Origin of the sequence: Acaryochloris thomasi RCC1774 (assembly GCF_003231495.1) — a bacterium.
Lineage (GTDB): Bacteria > Cyanobacteriota > Cyanobacteriia > Thermosynechococcales > Thermosynechococcaceae > RCC1774.
The window spans coordinates 31977-46310 of record NZ_PQWO01000021.1 but is presented as its reverse complement, the minus strand read 5'-3'; the positions used below and the strand labels follow the sequence as shown (position 1 = coordinate 46310).

The window sequence follows — 14334 nt, the reverse complement described above, 5'->3', positions numbered from 1 at the left end:
GCTCTAAGCCGATAAGAGCTGCTGCAGTTCTCCTGATTTTCGCAGTTTAGAGATGGCCGACCGTTGAAGCTGCCTGACCCATTCACGACTGACTCCCATTTGCCGACTGATGTATTGCAGTGAACGAGGGACGCCATCATTGAGGCCATAGCGGAGGATCAAGACGGTTCGCTGATCGTCTGTAAGGTTTGTCAAAGTAGACCACATAGTCCCCCGCAGCAAATCCTGGTTTACGGTTTCGTCTGGTCCCATTGACTGTTGATCTTCAAGGAGATCAATCAGTTCCGTATTGCGCTCATCTCCGACCGGCCTATTCAGCGACTGTGGATTGGCCCTGCGCGCAGCAGTCAAGATCTGCTGCAGCCGATTTTGAGTCATATCGAGCTTTAGAGCGATTTCAACATCTGTGGGTTTTCTGCCCAATTGTTGAGACAGCTCTCGCTGAACCTTCTTAATCTTATTCAGCTTTTCAGAAACGTGAATCGGAAGCCTAATGGTGTGAGACTGCGTTGCGATCGCTCGGGTAATCGATTGGCGAATCCACCAGTAGGCATAGGTGCTGAACCGATACCCTCTAGAAGGGTCGAACTTCTCTACTGCCCTCGCAAGTCCCAGACTTCCTTCTTGGATCAGATCCAGCAGCTCTAGGCCCCGTTTCTGATACTTCTTCGCGATCATCACAACCAACCGCAGATTAGAGCGGATCATTTTCTGTTTGGCCTGCTGACCCCGTTGCTGAATCTGCTCCAATTCAGCCTGGGAGGCGTCCGCTGGAAGGTGCAGGAACAATTGCACTTGGCGACCCAATTCAACCTCTTCTTCGTGAGTCAATAATGGATATCGCCCAATATTGGACAGATAGGTCCCAAAGGTATCCTTAACAACTTTCACGGTATTAGACATACAACTCACCACCCCATTTTTTTAAGCATCGCTGCTCCACTAGCGGCTACCCCTAGCGATCAAACATTGATGTTTGCTGAGGGGACTCTGGCAGGCTTGAGCTAGCTTCGATGCGGCTCATGGTAATCGCAAAACTCAAAACAATCATCAGAATTACGAATGCCCAGAATAGCGTGAGTCCAAATCTGGGGAGCCAATAGTCCAGAAATAGCTTGAGATTGTTGGGTGACAGCATCATCAGTCCTCCTATCACTCGCTCTAAAATCTCTGCAAGCATCCCACCAGAAACGACGGTACGTTTGGTAAAGGCAGCAAGTGTTTCTCTACTTTTAGAATAGGAAAAAGACTTGTGAAACTTGTGAGGCAGTCTATTACAGCGATTGAGGTGTTGCGATCGCACTCAAAGCATTCACTCAATTTGGGGGTTCATTCTAGAGGGGAAAGTAATCTAGGACTAGCCTTTCTGCCTCACCTTTTGTTTGAACCACTCCATCAAGTGTCGCGAATAGCACCTTCGATAATATTGCGTTAAAGTCACGGCCCGGTTGATACCCGAGACAGATCAAATCATTTCCGTTTAGCAAGGGTTTTACCGTCTTCCACTCTTGCAAATACTGCCAGATGCGCTGACGCACAGTGAGGGGGCTTTGGGCTGTAACCAAAAGGAGAGTGGGAAGATCGTAACGCCGCAAACATTGGACCACCTGGCTGGGGCTGCGAGGGTAAATCAAAACGGAATGGATCTCTGCTTGCATTGGAGCTAAGGTACTCAAACGCTGGTGACTATGCTCACCTAAACAAAGATTCTCAGCGACTTTAGCTCGATCTTCACTTCTTAGCTGTGCCACCAATAGCTCCAAGATAAGTTGCCACGGCTGGATTGCTTTCACGCTCGGATCGAATAGGGTCAACCAGGATAAGGCCAATTGGGTCTGTTTCCACCACGCCTGATCAATCTTGAGCTGGGGATGGAGACATTTCAGGGCATCCAACTCTGACAACAAGACCAAAGCGGTTTCCCAGTTTGGCAATTTGAGAATGGCTTTTAGCTCTTTTTTTAAGCGTGACTGCAGGGCCGGAACAGGGTGGTGGTGAGTTTGTGTTTGCTGATAGATGCCAGATGCGATCGCATCTCGAATATACCCTTCTGTCTGAGGTTCAATCACAAACCCAAAGCGGGTCGCAAACCGCACCGCCCGAAAGATCCGAGTCGGGTCTTCAACAAAGCTATTGGGATGCAGTACCCGAATGTGCTGATGGTGCAGATCCGTCAGCCCACCAAAGAAGTCGAGTAGGACAGGGGTATTTTCTAAGCATCTTGGGGGTGTTAAACGCACCGCCAAGGCGTTTATTGTGAAATCTCGGCGAGATAAATCTTGCTGAATAGAACCCACGACAACATCTGGGTCAGCGGCAGGGTAGGGATAAGATTCTGTGCGGGCCGTGGCGATGTCGACGCTGAAATTGCCTAGTTGAGGATGCGATCGCCAAATCATCGTCGCCGTTTGAAAGCGTCCGTACACCTGAAGATGCGCCTCAGAGTAAAGCTTGTGTAGGGCACAGCCTAGTTCTGCAGCGCCCTGAACCGATGCAGAATGATTGGCATCTACAACTAAATCAAGCTCACGAAAATTGATGGCTTGCTCAGTCTGTTGCAGTAACAAATCACGCACCGCACCACCCACAAGATAGAGCGGCCAGTTTCTATCGTTAGCCTCTACTGCAGCCGCTGACAGCAATTCCTGGAGCGGTAAGGGCAGGGTCTGTAGTTTCGTCTGAATTGAAGAATGCATAGACCCATGAGTTAACTTTTCGGTTGGCTATCTCCACGATCGCGATAGCAGTTTTAGCCGCTATCTAGCTTCAGCCCATATCCTGGAACGACCTTAACCGATAGTCATTTGTGGCATTCCTTAGAGACCCTAGGCACCAGACCCGGAGCGCTGACGAAACATTTTCTTCTTAAATTCCACACTGAAAAAGACTAGTGCTCCTAACCCTAAACTGACACCTAAGTCAGTAGCCGACAGCGGCACCGTTTTAAACATTGTCTGGAGTAAGGGAACATAGACCACCAGAATCTGAAAGAGAAAGGTCACAATCACAGCCAGCAACGCAGGCTCGTTAGAGAACAAACCAATCTTAAAGAGAGAGTCTTGGTCAGAACGAACCGCCTGGGCAATACTAATCCGAGAAAACGCCAGTGTGCAAAACACCATTGTTTGCCAATTTTCCAGCCCCAAATCCCAGTAGCGGTAGCCCACTCCCAATAGAACAGCACCTAAAAACAGACCGATCCAGATGATGCTCTGACCAACACCCCGACCAAAGATACTCTCATTGGGTTCATAGGGGGCGCGTTTCATAATATTTCGCTCTGCGGGTTCAACACTCAAAGACAGCGCCAGGATGCCGTCAGCCAATAGATTGATCCACAAAATTTGGAGCGGCAGAAGCGGCAAGGGCATCCCCAGGAAAGGGGCAAACAGAATCACCCATAGTTCACCAAGATTGCCGGTGAGAGTGTACAGAATAAATTTACGGATGTTGTCATAGATCACCCGACCTTCACGGGTTGCCGCCACAATCGTGCTGAAGTTATCATCAAGCAACACAATGTCAGAAGCATCCTTGGCGACATCTGTACCCGTGATGCCCATCGAAATGCCGATATCCGCTTGCTTGAGGGCCGGGGCATCGTTAACGCCGTCTCCGGTCATCGCCGTAATTTGTCCAGAACACTGAAGGGCATGGATAATATCTAACTTATGCTGGGGGGCAACGCGGGCGTAGACAGAAACCTGCCCGACGGCATCACATAACTCTGCTTCAGTCAACCGATCTAGATCTTGCCCGGTGAGCAGCTTACCGTTGGCAGCAATTCCTAAATCTGCGGCAATATGTTGAGCGGTTAGAGGATGGTCGCCGGTAATCATCACGGGTCGAATTCCGGCGGTTTGACAGGTTTGTACGGCACCATACACATCTGAGCGAATCGGATCGATCATGCCCACTAATCCAACAAAGATCAGATGTTGTTCAACGGTGGAAAGGTCATCGGGGATTTCCTTGAGAGATTGGTAGGCCACGCCCAAGAGCCGCATTCCTTCTTGGGCAAGCTGATCATGGGTTTCGAGGATGCGATCGCATCTCTCCTCCGTCATCTGCTCAATGCGATCGGCCTCCCAAACCCAATCCGAAATCTTGAGCAGCCGGTCCACTGCACCCTTGCAGAACACAACGTATTGGCAAGGATCTGGCACCTGAGCAAAGGCCAAAGTGTCGGCAACCAGAGATAAGGCTGGGGAGCTGTCTGTTCCCCGACAATGTACGGTTGTCATTAGCTTCCGGTCTGAATCGAAGGGAACTTCCTTGATCCGGTGCAAACATGCTTCTAGATCTATTTTTTTCAGCCCCGCCTGAGCCGCAGCCACCACCAACGCCCCTTCCGTTGGATCACCAATCATACGGAAGCCCTGAGGCGCAGCATCATCAAGATTGAGAGCGGCATCATTACACAACGTCCCGGCCATGAGCAAAAGAGAATGTACAGGCTGCGTCTGGAAGTCGGTGGAAGGTTCACCGTCTAAGAGAGAGGAAGGATGCTGGGTGAGATCAATGCGTTTCCCTGCTGCCACTACAGAAGCAACGGTCATACGATTTTCGGTCAATGTCCCAGTCTTGTCTGTACAGATCACCGTCACCGAGCCGAGGGTTTCCACCGCAGGTAGTTTGCGGATCAGTGCCTGCTGCTTCAGCATTCGCTGGGCACCCAAAGACAGCGCAATCGTCACTACTGCCGGTAGACCTTCCGGGACTGCCGCTACGCCCAAACTGACAGCAATCATAAACATGGCCTGAAGTTCTTCGCCCCGCAGCAGACCCAGGCCAAAGACGATCAGAACCGTGACTAGAATTGCGATCGCAAGTTTCTGCCCCAGTTGATCGAGCCTTTTCTGCAGATGCGTCGGCTCTGACTTCACCGATTGAATGGCCGCCGCAATCTGCCCTAGCTCAGTGGACATAGCGGTCTCAGTGATGACGACCTCACCGCGACCATAGGTGACAATAGTGCCCATGTAGACCATATTTACGCGGTCCCCGAGCGGCAGATCGCCCTGATCTAATGCGTGAGAGACTTTATCAACCGCATCCGATTCCCCCGTGAGGGAGGCTTCCTGAACACGGAGGTTGGCGCTCTCTAAAATGCGTCCATCTGCTGGGACCAGATTGCCCGCTTCCAGGAGGACCACATCTCCCGGCACCAGCTCCCGAGAGGATAATTCTTGTACCTGTCCCGCTCGTTTGACTCTGACAGTGGGCACAGCCAGTCTGCGGAGAGATGCGATCGCCTGTTCTGCTTGATACTCCTGCCGAAAACCCAGCACTGCATTGAAAACAACAATCAGGAAAATAGCGATTGAGTCTTGAATATCGCCTAGAAATGCAGACAGAACCGCCGCCACAATCAAGATCAGAACCATCGTTGCGGTGAGCTGCTCTCGCAAAATTACCCACGGGTTCTTGGTCGCCTTCTCAACTAATTCGTTTGGCCCCTGCCGAGCGAGGCGCTGCTGTGCCTCTTCTTGACTCAAGCCTGTTGCGATAGTGCCAAATTTTTCTAAGACCGCTGGGGGGCTGAGTTGATACCAGGTGCTCATGTTTGCAATTTTAGGGGTTGCGATCGCATTTTCTACAGCCTAAATCTTTTATCATGCAAGCAGCCCCATTGGCATCATCAACCTATCCTTCAACAACCTGAGGATGTAGTGGTTGATTTAGGGACCCAAAACTGAACATTGAATCACCCTCTGGATCAACATCCAGTTGAGTAATACGCCCCCGCCAATAGCAAAAGGGACCGTCTTCAAGCAGCCAACTTACCTCTCCACGAGTCGGGATTCGGTAACCGCCAAGCACTTTGTAATCCGCAAAGGTTCCAAACCAAGGCGTCTCAATCTCTTGCCCCTCAACTAAGCGTGGTCGATCCGGCGCACTACTGCGAACAATATTGCCATTTAGATCAAAGTCAAAGCGCACAGCCGCTCGTTCTGGCCCAGCGGCAACTTCCACCGATGAAGGATCAAGTTCCCGCCACTGTAGGGAGGAATTATTGAGCAGAGCATCAGGACAAAAGACCAACTCCGCCAGATATCGCATCAGTTCACCTTTGTCTGTCCCCGCTCCTTCAGCCTTAGCAAGTGAAATAGAACCGAATAACCTAGCCTCTAGATACCCGTGGCCATCAACATAGCTATCAACCACCCTAATTTTGATTCGCGGGGCAGCCCGGAATCTTGCTCGCCAGACAAATCCTGGCTGTTGAATAGCAAAGTCTTGAGTGGCGGTAAAGGGAATCCACTCTCCCTGCTCAGACAGGCGCATCTCACCTGTTTGGTGAATCCGTATTGTTTCTGGGCAGCGCTGAGATGAGGGACAAGAGCGTAAAACAAAGTCACGGATCAGAGCTGGTGGATGAGTCGGCTGCTCCTGAGAATGGAACATTCTGAGCGTTGACACCTGTCGATCCCCAAGGATTTGGAACCGCCTCGCTAACCAGAGATGCACAATGATTAGAACGGATATCATCCCCAACAGAATTTTGATACTGAGGGATAAGTCAATCATGACAACCTCCTAACGATGCGCTACGGCGTAACTCTCTAATGGGTTGAACGTCTCCCAAAATGGCCTGAATGCATTTAATAGCTCCAAATTGGGAGGCGAGTGCAATATCACGGCTGCCGTTAGATTTCCTGAGGCAAAGCTTCTTGTGTATGGGGACTCTTGAAGGTTCGTTGAGCATCAGGGAGCTGACAAGCCTCCATTGTTTTGACATGCTCCATCTCATCATCTCGAATATTGATGAAGGTGTCATAAAGCGTCTCCACTACTGGACGACGCGATTCTGGCCGAGTCGTAGTTTGGAACTCATCGAACATATAGAGATCACCATCTCGGTAATATTTGACAGCCACCGGAGGGGCAGGCTGCTGTTTAAGGTCAGATTCATGCTCCTGCAGAAAGACATCGTAGGTGTGATAGGCATGCTGCTCCACGAGTTCCATAAATTGGTAAGCAGACCGAGGAGAAATGACGTAAATGCCGACGATAATCCAGTAGTAGAGTAACGCCGCGTGACGGGCCACAAACCGATCAATCCATTGTTCACTTCCACCCAATGACTCCATAATCAGTAAATGGTGCAGCTCATTCCAGGATTCAGCAAAGTGGACTTTGAGCCAGTCAGCCTTTCGCCACAGACCTAAAGTTTCGTAGAGGTGCAGCACAGACATATAGGCAAAATAGGGCACACGGGCAACGGTTTCTAAGACATAAAAACGAGGATAAGGGCGATCTCGATAGACAACGTTGATCACAAAAACCAAAATGCCAACCAAAATACGAATCATGCAGTTTCTCCTATGTGTTGGGTAAATGGCGCATGGTTTTATCTCTTATAAACGAGTCAAAACCTGATGCACCTTTGGGAAGAATGAAGTTGAAATGCAGTCCCTCATTTTCATTTCCAACCTAGAGCAGAAGCTTGAGGAACCTGTGAGGCACTCTGCAGCATTGAAAAGCGTAAGCAAACCTATCAAGATCATTACATTGGGGCCTACTCTCAGCCTGCTTAGCTCCTCAGTTGTTCCTCAAGATATTGACTTACAGTTGAAGGGAACAGACAAAGTACAGTAGGTGCTGAAAGCTATCGGGCGATGCAACACAATATCCCATTTAGCTGTAGCAGAGTTACTCGCTTAAATTTAGTCGAAACGTTATTCACTAAATCTGTCTCAGTAGTTGGCAGGATCGCTATGTTCTGCGGCTATTCGTTCCCATGTAACGTAAAGGGGGGCACTATGAAATCTTCTGTCAACCCATCCATGGGTGCGAGTCAGGACTATCAGCCTACGACTGAAAGCTCGCAACCTATCAAAGAACAGAGAGATACAGGCGTATATTCTTCTGGGACTCCGGTAAAAATCTCGAAGGGTTCTTTTCGAGGCTGTATCGGTCAGGTCGCAGCCTGTACCAATGATGGTGTCTTTTTTATCCGAAAACATTCAGACCCTCAGCAAGATAGGTGCGATCGCATGCCCAATGGTCCCTTCTTGGATGACGAATTTGAGTATATAGATTGACTCAATCCGAAGAAGCTAAAATAGCTTAAAATCGTTTGCGCCCCGACATAGTTCTGATCCAGTATTCTGCTTTCCCGTATATGACTTTAACAGCACAGGAATAATGAATAGACGAGAGGCGTCACTTTCAGATCTTGCAGACGTGCTATCAGTAGAGCGTGCCGCATTTGGTGGTGACGAAGAGGCTGAGCTGGTGAGGAACCTTCTAAACGACCCGAGTGCATAGCCTATCTTATCGTTGTTAGCCGTTGAAGATGATCGTGCTGTAGGGCACATTTTGTTCACCACAACCCATTTGACTACAACTCAAAACGCGCCGAAGATAGCGCTTCTAGCCCCCTGGCAGTTATACCGGATGCTCAGAAACAACGCATTGGCTTTCAGCTCATTGCCAGAGGACTTCGGCTTTTAGCAAAATCAGGAATAGATCTAGTCTTCGTGCTAGGACATCCAGGCTACTATCCACGCCACGGCTTCAAACCCGCGCAGCCTGTCGGATTTGAACCACCCTATCCTATTGCGGCTGAGAATGCAGAGGCATGGATGGTTCAAGCGCTTCGTCCCAATGTGATTGGCTCGTTTTCAGGAACGCTCATGTGCGCCGATGCACTCAAGAAGCCCGAACTCTGGCAAGAAGAGTAAAGTAAGCACTTTATCGTTCACGATTGAGTCTCTGCATGCTAAGGTCACGGCTGAAACCGCTTAATCGAAAAGGGTTCAATTGCAAGGGAACTCTTATCCTCTAAAATCAGTTCCGACAGAATGCGCCCCACAACAGGCGATAACTGGAAACCGTGGGCAGAGAAACCAAACGCATGATAAACGTTAGGGGCTTTGGCACTGGGACCAATGACCGGAATCTGGTCGGGCATAAACGCCTCCAGTCCTGCCCAGATTCTGACAATTCTCACATCAGCCATTCGGGGAAATAAGTCCAGGGCTGTATGACTGCTTTCACTGAGCTTGGTGAAATCAATGGCGGTCGTCTCTTGCTCCCAGTCATGGTCGGCGAGATGAGCACCACCAATTAACACCGTGCCGTTCTGCATTTGCTTAAACGACAGCTTGCGGGATGCTGCACCCACTACTGGGTCAAGGAAATGGGGCAAACGCTCTGTCACCATCATCATGGGAGCACCGACCCTCAAAGGAACGGGTTCTCCTAAGTCCGTGCAAAGTTTTTCGGCCCAGGCTCCGGCGCAGTTCACAAGCACAGGAGCATCAAAGTTGGCTGGCTCTGTTTGCGATCGCTCTGTGACCACTCGCCAACAGTCCCCCACCAGATCAAACCCGGTCACTCGGCAACCTGTTTGATACTGGACGCCTAGAGATTGCGCCTTGTGACGAAACGCCGTGAGGGCATGGTAAGGACGGGCAAAGCCATCCCCTTCCGTGTAGAGGCCTCCGACACAGTGGGGGGCCAAAGTAGGCACCAACTGGTAAAGGCGATCGCGATCAATCAGTTGCTCATGCGCAAACCCCAAGGACTGAACCAGCGCTGCCCGATCCGCAAGTTTCTGCAGATCGGCCTCATTTTCGGCCACCTTGACCTGACCACTGAGCTGTACATCACAGTCACTCCCCACCAACGCCCGGATCTCTCGCCACATTTCCGCAGCCGCCACCGCCAAGGGAATTTCTGCCGGATGGCGATTGAGGCGACGTAATCCCCCGGCATTTACCCCGGAGGCATGGCGACCGGGGCTATCTTTCTCAATCACCATGACCCGCTGACCCTTGAGTGCAAGGTGGAGTGCTGTTGAAGACCCGATTAGTCCGCCCCCGATGATGATGGCGTCCATCGTCATTGTTCTGCACGCTCCAAACTTGCGAGTTGGGCAAGACTGAGGGGTCTGATGGGGGGGCGGACGCGGAAAGGCTGATAGTCAGACACAGGGCGATGTTGTTCGGCAGCGACAAGGTGGGCCACCGCTGGGGCACACTGCCGTCCCTGACACGGTCCCATGCCGCAGCGCAGGTTAAACTTCACCTGATTGGGATCGAGATGTCCGGTTCGCACGGCGGCGCGAATTTGTCCTGCTGAAATTTCTTCACAGCGGCAGACCAGAGTATCGTCATCGGCGGGAACGAGCAGGGACTCCGGTAGACGATGCAGCGCTTCAAGGAAGGGCCGGACTTGCAGGTCTCTTTGCAGCCCCTTGAGGTCGTTTTGAGCTTTGCGATCGCGCTGTTGCACACTAATCCTCTGTAAATAGCGAGCCGCTTCAAAAGCCGCCAAGCGTCCACGATACTCAGCGCTTCGTGCGCCCCCAATGCCTGCACTATCTCCGACAATGGCAAGCCCCGGCACAGTGGTATAACCCCACAGATCAACCTGGGGTCGCCAACACTGTTGTCCCCGATCCCAATGATGCTCACAACCAGCAGCGCGGGTGAGATTGGTCCTCGGAATCACGCCAAAATGGACCAAAAGGCTCTCTGTAGGCAGCGTTTCGCTCCGCCGGACCCCAAACTGATTCCAACCATAGGTCACAGCCTCAACCCGGTCGTTCCCCTCAGCCCGTAAGTGAGATACCCCATAGTAAATGGGCACGCCTCCCCTTTGGAGGTCCAGCGTATATTTCAAGCCCCGATGGAGGTAATCCCCCGCTCTCAGTGCCCTGGGTAAATGCGGCACGGCCCGCCATAGATTGAGGCTAGGGGCAAGGTCCAAAACGGCTTTGATCGCAACCCCAGTCCGCAGGTACTGCCACGCCACCAGAAGGGGGAGCGGCCCGATGCCTGCAATCACCGTTCCATTCGCAGGCACCACGCCAGACATTTTCAGCAAGAGTTGAGCGGCTCCCGCATTCATAACTCCCGGCAGGGTCCAGCCCGGAAACGGCACGGGACGCTCCATCGCCCCGTTGGCAATAATCACCTGCTCGGCTTCAATGAGGCGGGCCTGCCCCTGACGCAGGATGCCAATCTCTCGCTTGGAGTTGAGAGACCAAATAGTGGTCTGGGGCCAATATTCAGCGCCACTGGCGTTGAACGCTGCCACCAACTCAGCTCCCCGTTGGTAATCGGCCCCCAACATCGCGACTCGTTCTGCTGGAGCCTGGGCGATCGCCCGATAGACTTGTCCGCCGGGGGAAGGTTGCTCGTCTAGGACAACCACAGGAACGCCGAGCCGAGCTGCAGTAGTTGCCGCACACAGCCCCCCTGGTCCAGCACCAATCACCACTAGCGGAATTTTAGGCATTGTCGCCACCGACGCCCTGCTGACGACGAATATCCATGCCCTCTGCCACCTGGATCTGACAGGTTTGACGGTTGGGCAATCCATCAATTTCCATTAGGCATTCAAAGCACACACCCATCATGCAGAGTGGGGCGCGGGGCGCGCCTGAGATTGGGTGGGTGCGGGTATAGCCGAGATCGTGAACCAAGACTGCGGCGGCGACCGTTTCACCCAGCGGCACCTGAACTGCTTCACCTTCAATCTTGACGGTGACGGTCTGAGGATTGGAGGGGGCAAGGCGCTTGAACATTGGTGGTTAAATGGGCAATTGCAACTTCAATAAACAGCAAACCAATGGCATTGTAATCGAAATACCCTCTAACGCTCATCGCCTCCCCCATTGAAATTTTGCAGGACTGCGCGAGTAACGATCCGTAAACGTTCGGTATCCACCGCTACCCTTCGGGTTCTAGGATGAACGTAAGAGCCACAGCATTTCTAACCGTTACGCAACGTGAACGAACAGCAGAGGTTAACCCCAGATGCTCAGTCATCAAATTCATTGCCAGTACTTCTCCCAAGAAGATTTGCTAGCGTCAGGTTGCCTAGATGTACGAATGGCAATGCAGGCCACAGAAAGCGCTCTCAAAGCATTCCATCGCGGCGACGTGATTTTCCCCGACAAAATCGTTCAGATTTTTGATGATGATACTCAAGAGCGGATCAATTGCCTCCCAGCCACGTTCAAGAACCACAAGATCTGCGGGGTGAAATGGGTCTCAGTGTTCCCGCCAAATCCTGCAAAACACGGCATTCAAAATCTTTCTGCTGTCATTATCCTGTCTGAAATCGAGCACGGCTTCCCCATTGCGTTCATGGAGGGTACCCTCTGCTCGAACCTGAGGGTGGGAACGATGGGTGCGATCGCAGCCAAGTACCTAGCACGCCAAGACTCCAAGATAATTGGCTTAATAGGAGCTGGCGAACAGGCAAAAATGCATCTGGTCGCCATGAAAACAGCGCTGCCGTCGCTCCAACACTGTCAGGTGGCCGCTAAGACAGAAGACGAAGAAACGCAATTCATCCAGGAAATGTCGCCCATTTTGCCGGATGTCGAGATGGTGGCTTCCCACATGAATCTCCAAGCGGCTATTGAAGGAGCCGATGTGATTGTCACGGCCACCAGTGCCCAAGCCCCGCTGCTGAAGGCGGCATGGGTCAAAGCAGGCGCATTCTACAGCCATGTCGGAGGGTGGGAGGACGAATATGGGGTGGCGAAACTGTGCGACAAAATTGTCTGCGATGATTGGGAAACAGTTAAACACCGCACCCAGACGCTGAGCCGAATGTACAAAGACGGTGAACTGAGCGATGGGGATATTTATGCCAATCTGGGGGACATCGTAAACAGCGAGAAAAAGGGCCGCAGCAGCCCTGACGAGCGGATCTACTTCAACGCAGTCGGTCTTGCTTATGCTGATATTGCTATTGCCTATGCGATGTTCAAGCGGGCTTCAGAGGCAGGCTTTGGTCAAGACCTCAGAATTCAAAAGGAAATGATTTTTGAACATGCCTACCTAAAGAACTGGGTGCGACTCTAACGGCTCAACACTAGCTCTGCCCCTCCTCTCAGTTGCGAAATAGACAAGGATGGATGGTGGGTTCATAACTTATGTACGGTAGAATTCCACATAAAATTCAACGGCTCCCATCGGCTCAACGTGATGGAAAACTTGGGGTTCAATGATACCCGGTAAATCTGGAGTGAGCGTATAGTCCCCTGGCAGATCAGTAAGGATCCGATAGCAAAGTTGGCCTGACAAAACCCAAATCTTGCCCCAACTGCCTGCTTTGCTGGAATGACGTTCGAGGAGTGCTTTCGGCATGGTTGCCTGAGTAAAGACGGGGGTTTTCTTGTATGAGATCGCATCAAAGGGAAGTGCTTTCATTCGTAGTTTCATCTCATCCAAAGGTCTTACCACCACCCTTGCTCAAATTATGACGGCCTCAACAGGGCGTCGGAGCGATCGCGGCATCTCTGGGCCACGACCAAACCGGATGACTAAATCAGGACGGCGATCTCCAATCCCAAGATAGCTGGCAAACGGAGGCCGCAGAGTCGCAACTTCTACCGGCTGATTCAAGAACGCCGTCCGAATCCCTAGTGCAGTTGCCTGCAGGGCAAAGCGCTGATAGCATCGCCCCGACTCAATCCAATGAGATGGCGTATTCTCATCGGAGACGAAGATGGCAATCCCAGCAGAACTGCGAATTTGATTCGTGTACTTTTCGTTTTCAACTTTGGGCGTAAAAAACCGATCAAACATAAGGCTGCCTAGCCAATGCGGGGCGGTCGGGTTCCCGGAGGACTTGGCAAAAAGTCCGTCCCCCTTACGCACTGCTTCTTTCTCGTTGAACCGAATCCAGGCTTTCAGCTCTTCAACAAACGCCGGATCGTTCATTTGGGCTGTATTGCCCTCAATCACATGCTCTAGAACCTGTTCCTTCGATGGCTGATCAGTCAACAGGATTAAATTGACGCCCTCTCCAGTAGCCACTTGTTCTAACTGCTTTAGCTCCTCATTCTTGAGCGGTTGACCGTCATAGTCCGTCCGCGTCGATTGCCGCAGGGGAATAGCCTCAAAGAGAGATGATACAGAAGGCTGAGTCGGTTCCATCTGGATGCAGATTTGGTTAGCCATAGCGACCTCAACCGTCCCCTGCAACCCATAAGCGTTGGCGGCTTGCAAGAGGTTTTCTGTGGCACAGCCCAGGCTGGCATAGAGGTGATGGTCGTCTGGATCAACCGCAGGACAGCGACGTTCAAGATCCGGCAGGATTGAAATGCACTGAGCGTCCAGTTTAAATTGCCAGCATTGGGTGTTGTGGCTAGAAGCCGCAAGTGTGGCATAACGCACCAACTCGTGCTGAATTGCCATTTCATCTGTCGGGATTGGTTTGATATGACGCCAAATTTGGCTGACCGCTTGTTCATAACTATGGTCAGGAGCAGCGTAGGACTGGGCCACCCCAGCCCCTGATGTCGTTGCTGCCGCTGTTTGGACAAACAATCTTCGGTTGAGCATGGGAGATTTCCTCCAC

Annotated in this window: 14 protein-coding genes; 3 read left to right on the top strand and 11 right to left on the bottom strand. The window is 51.6% G+C overall.

Annotated elements, in window-relative coordinates; translation table 11 throughout:
* Window positions 1–3: 3 nt before the first annotated feature.
* From C1752_RS22800 to C1752_RS22775, 6 genes are all read right to left on the bottom strand, one after another.
* Entirely contained in the window at window positions 4–903 is a 900-nt protein-coding gene (locus C1752_RS22800) for a sigma-70 family RNA polymerase sigma factor (protein WP_110988361.1), read from the bottom strand.
* Window positions 904–955: 52 nt separating this feature from the next.
* Entirely contained in the window at window positions 956–1180 is a 225-nt protein-coding gene (locus C1752_RS28130; protein WP_158535165.1) for a hypothetical protein, read from the bottom strand.
* 154 nt (window positions 1181–1334) lie between these two features.
* On the bottom strand, window positions 1335–2696 hold the full coding sequence (locus C1752_RS22790) for a CCA tRNA nucleotidyltransferase (RefSeq protein ID WP_110988359.1): 1362 nt from the start codon (window positions 2694–2696) through the stop codon (window positions 1335–1337).
* Window positions 2697–2825: 129 nt separating this feature from the next.
* Window positions 2826–5564, bottom strand: a complete 2739-nt coding sequence (locus tag C1752_RS22785; protein WP_110988358.1) for a cation-translocating P-type ATPase — start codon at window positions 5562–5564, stop codon at window positions 2826–2828.
* 82 nt (window positions 5565–5646) lie between these two features.
* Window positions 5647–6531 carry a DUF6544 family protein gene (locus C1752_RS22780; RefSeq protein WP_199464491.1) on the bottom strand — a complete coding sequence of 295 codons (885 nt, stop codon included), beginning with the start codon at window positions 6529–6531 and terminating at the stop codon, window positions 5647–5649.
* A gap of 119 nt (window positions 6532–6650) precedes the next feature.
* Window positions 6651–7316 carry an alternative oxidase gene (locus tag C1752_RS22775; protein ID WP_110988357.1) on the bottom strand — a complete coding sequence of 222 codons (666 nt, stop codon included), beginning with the start codon at window positions 7314–7316 and terminating at the stop codon, window positions 6651–6653.
* A gap of 450 nt (window positions 7317–7766) precedes the next feature.
* Here C1752_RS22775 and C1752_RS22765 point away from each other — a divergent pair, with 450 nt between their 5' ends.
* Together C1752_RS22765 and C1752_RS29445 are read left to right on the top strand one after the other, a co-directional pair.
* The gene (locus C1752_RS22765; protein WP_146242407.1) at window positions 7767–8048 is read left to right on the top strand and encodes a hypothetical protein; all 282 of its coding nucleotides are present in this window, start codon (window positions 7767–7769) and stop codon (window positions 8046–8048) included.
* A 438-nt stretch (window positions 8049–8486) separates the two neighbouring features.
* Window positions 8487–8690: a hypothetical protein gene (locus tag C1752_RS29445; RefSeq protein ID WP_233501839.1), complete on the top strand. Its 204-nt coding sequence runs from the start codon at window positions 8487–8489 to the stop codon at window positions 8688–8690.
* 44 nt (window positions 8691–8734) lie between these two features.
* Here the strand turns inward: C1752_RS29445 and C1752_RS22755 are convergent, their stop codons facing one another.
* From C1752_RS22755 to C1752_RS22745, 3 genes are read right to left on the bottom strand one after another with little or no spacing between them, the layout of a single operon-like run.
* Window positions 8735–9856, bottom strand: coding sequence for an NAD(P)/FAD-dependent oxidoreductase (locus C1752_RS22755; RefSeq protein WP_110988354.1), 1122 nt, complete (start codon window positions 9854–9856; stop codon window positions 8735–8737).
* Entirely contained in the window at window positions 9853–11253 is a 1401-nt protein-coding gene (locus C1752_RS22750) for an FAD/NAD(P)-dependent oxidoreductase (RefSeq protein WP_110988353.1), read from the bottom strand. The genes C1752_RS22755 and C1752_RS22750 overlap by 4 nt, the downstream gene beginning before the upstream one ends.
* Window positions 11246–11542, bottom strand: a complete 297-nt coding sequence (locus tag C1752_RS22745; protein WP_110988352.1) for a (2Fe-2S)-binding protein — start codon at window positions 11540–11542, stop codon at window positions 11246–11248. The genes C1752_RS22750 and C1752_RS22745 overlap by 8 nt, the downstream gene beginning before the upstream one ends.
* Window positions 11543–11774: 232 nt before the next feature.
* On the opposite strand from C1752_RS22745, the gene C1752_RS22740 reads away from it, so the two are divergent.
* Window positions 11775–12833, top strand: a complete 1059-nt coding sequence (locus C1752_RS22740; protein WP_110988351.1) for an ornithine cyclodeaminase family protein — start codon at window positions 11775–11777, stop codon at window positions 12831–12833.
* Window positions 12834–12902: 69 nt separating this feature from the next.
* Here the strand turns inward: C1752_RS22740 and C1752_RS22735 are convergent, their stop codons facing one another.
* Window positions 12903–13181 (bottom strand): TehB family protein, encoded by a 279-nt coding sequence (locus C1752_RS22735; RefSeq protein WP_110988350.1) that lies wholly within the window; start codon window positions 13179–13181, stop codon window positions 12903–12905.
* A 42-nt stretch (window positions 13182–13223) separates the two neighbouring features.
* Window positions 13224–14318 (bottom strand): Acg family FMN-binding oxidoreductase, encoded by a 1095-nt coding sequence (locus tag C1752_RS22730; RefSeq protein WP_110988349.1) that lies wholly within the window; start codon window positions 14316–14318, stop codon window positions 13224–13226.
* Window positions 14319–14334: the final 16 nt, after the last annotated feature.

What these genes read in the sequence shown, in the direction of transcription:
- C1752_RS22740 (WP_110988351.1), top strand. Translation starts at nt 11,775, where the DNA reads ATGCTCAGTCATCAAATTCATTGCCAGTACTTCTCCCAAGAAGATTTG.
- C1752_RS28130 (WP_158535165.1), bottom strand. Translation starts at nt 1,180, where the DNA reads ATGCTTGCAGAGATTTTAGAGCGAGTGATAGGAGGACTGATGATGCTG.
- C1752_RS22790 (WP_110988359.1), bottom strand. Translation starts at nt 2,696, where the DNA reads ATGCATTCTTCAATTCAGACGAAACTACAGACCCTGCCCTTACCGCTC.
- C1752_RS22735 (WP_110988350.1), bottom strand. Translation starts at nt 13,181, where the DNA reads ATGAAAGCACTTCCCTTTGATGCGATCTCATACAAGAAAACCCCCGTC.
- C1752_RS22730 (WP_110988349.1), bottom strand. Translation starts at nt 14,318, where the DNA reads ATGCTCAACCGAAGATTGTTTGTCCAAACAGCGGCAGCAACGACATCA.
- C1752_RS22750 (WP_110988353.1), bottom strand. Translation starts at nt 11,253, where the DNA reads ATGCCTAAAATTCCGCTAGTGGTGATTGGTGCTGGACCAGGGGGGCTG.
- C1752_RS22775 (WP_110988357.1), bottom strand. Translation starts at nt 7,316, where the DNA reads ATGATTCGTATTTTGGTTGGCATTTTGGTTTTTGTGATCAACGTTGTC.
- C1752_RS22755 (WP_110988354.1), bottom strand. Translation starts at nt 9,856, where the DNA reads ATGACGATGGACGCCATCATCATCGGGGGCGGACTAATCGGGTCTTCA.
- C1752_RS22780 (WP_199464491.1), bottom strand. Translation starts at nt 6,531, where the DNA reads ATGATTGACTTATCCCTCAGTATCAAAATTCTGTTGGGGATGATATCC.
- C1752_RS22745 (WP_110988352.1), bottom strand. Translation starts at nt 11,542, where the DNA reads ATGTTCAAGCGCCTTGCCCCCTCCAATCCTCAGACCGTCACCGTCAAG.
- C1752_RS22765 (WP_146242407.1), top strand. Translation starts at nt 7,767, where the DNA reads ATGAAATCTTCTGTCAACCCATCCATGGGTGCGAGTCAGGACTATCAG.
- C1752_RS22800 (WP_110988361.1), bottom strand. Translation starts at nt 903, where the DNA reads ATGTCTAATACCGTGAAAGTTGTTAAGGATACCTTTGGGACCTATCTG.
- C1752_RS22785 (WP_110988358.1), bottom strand. Translation starts at nt 5,564, where the DNA reads ATGAGCACCTGGTATCAACTCAGCCCCCCAGCGGTCTTAGAAAAATTT.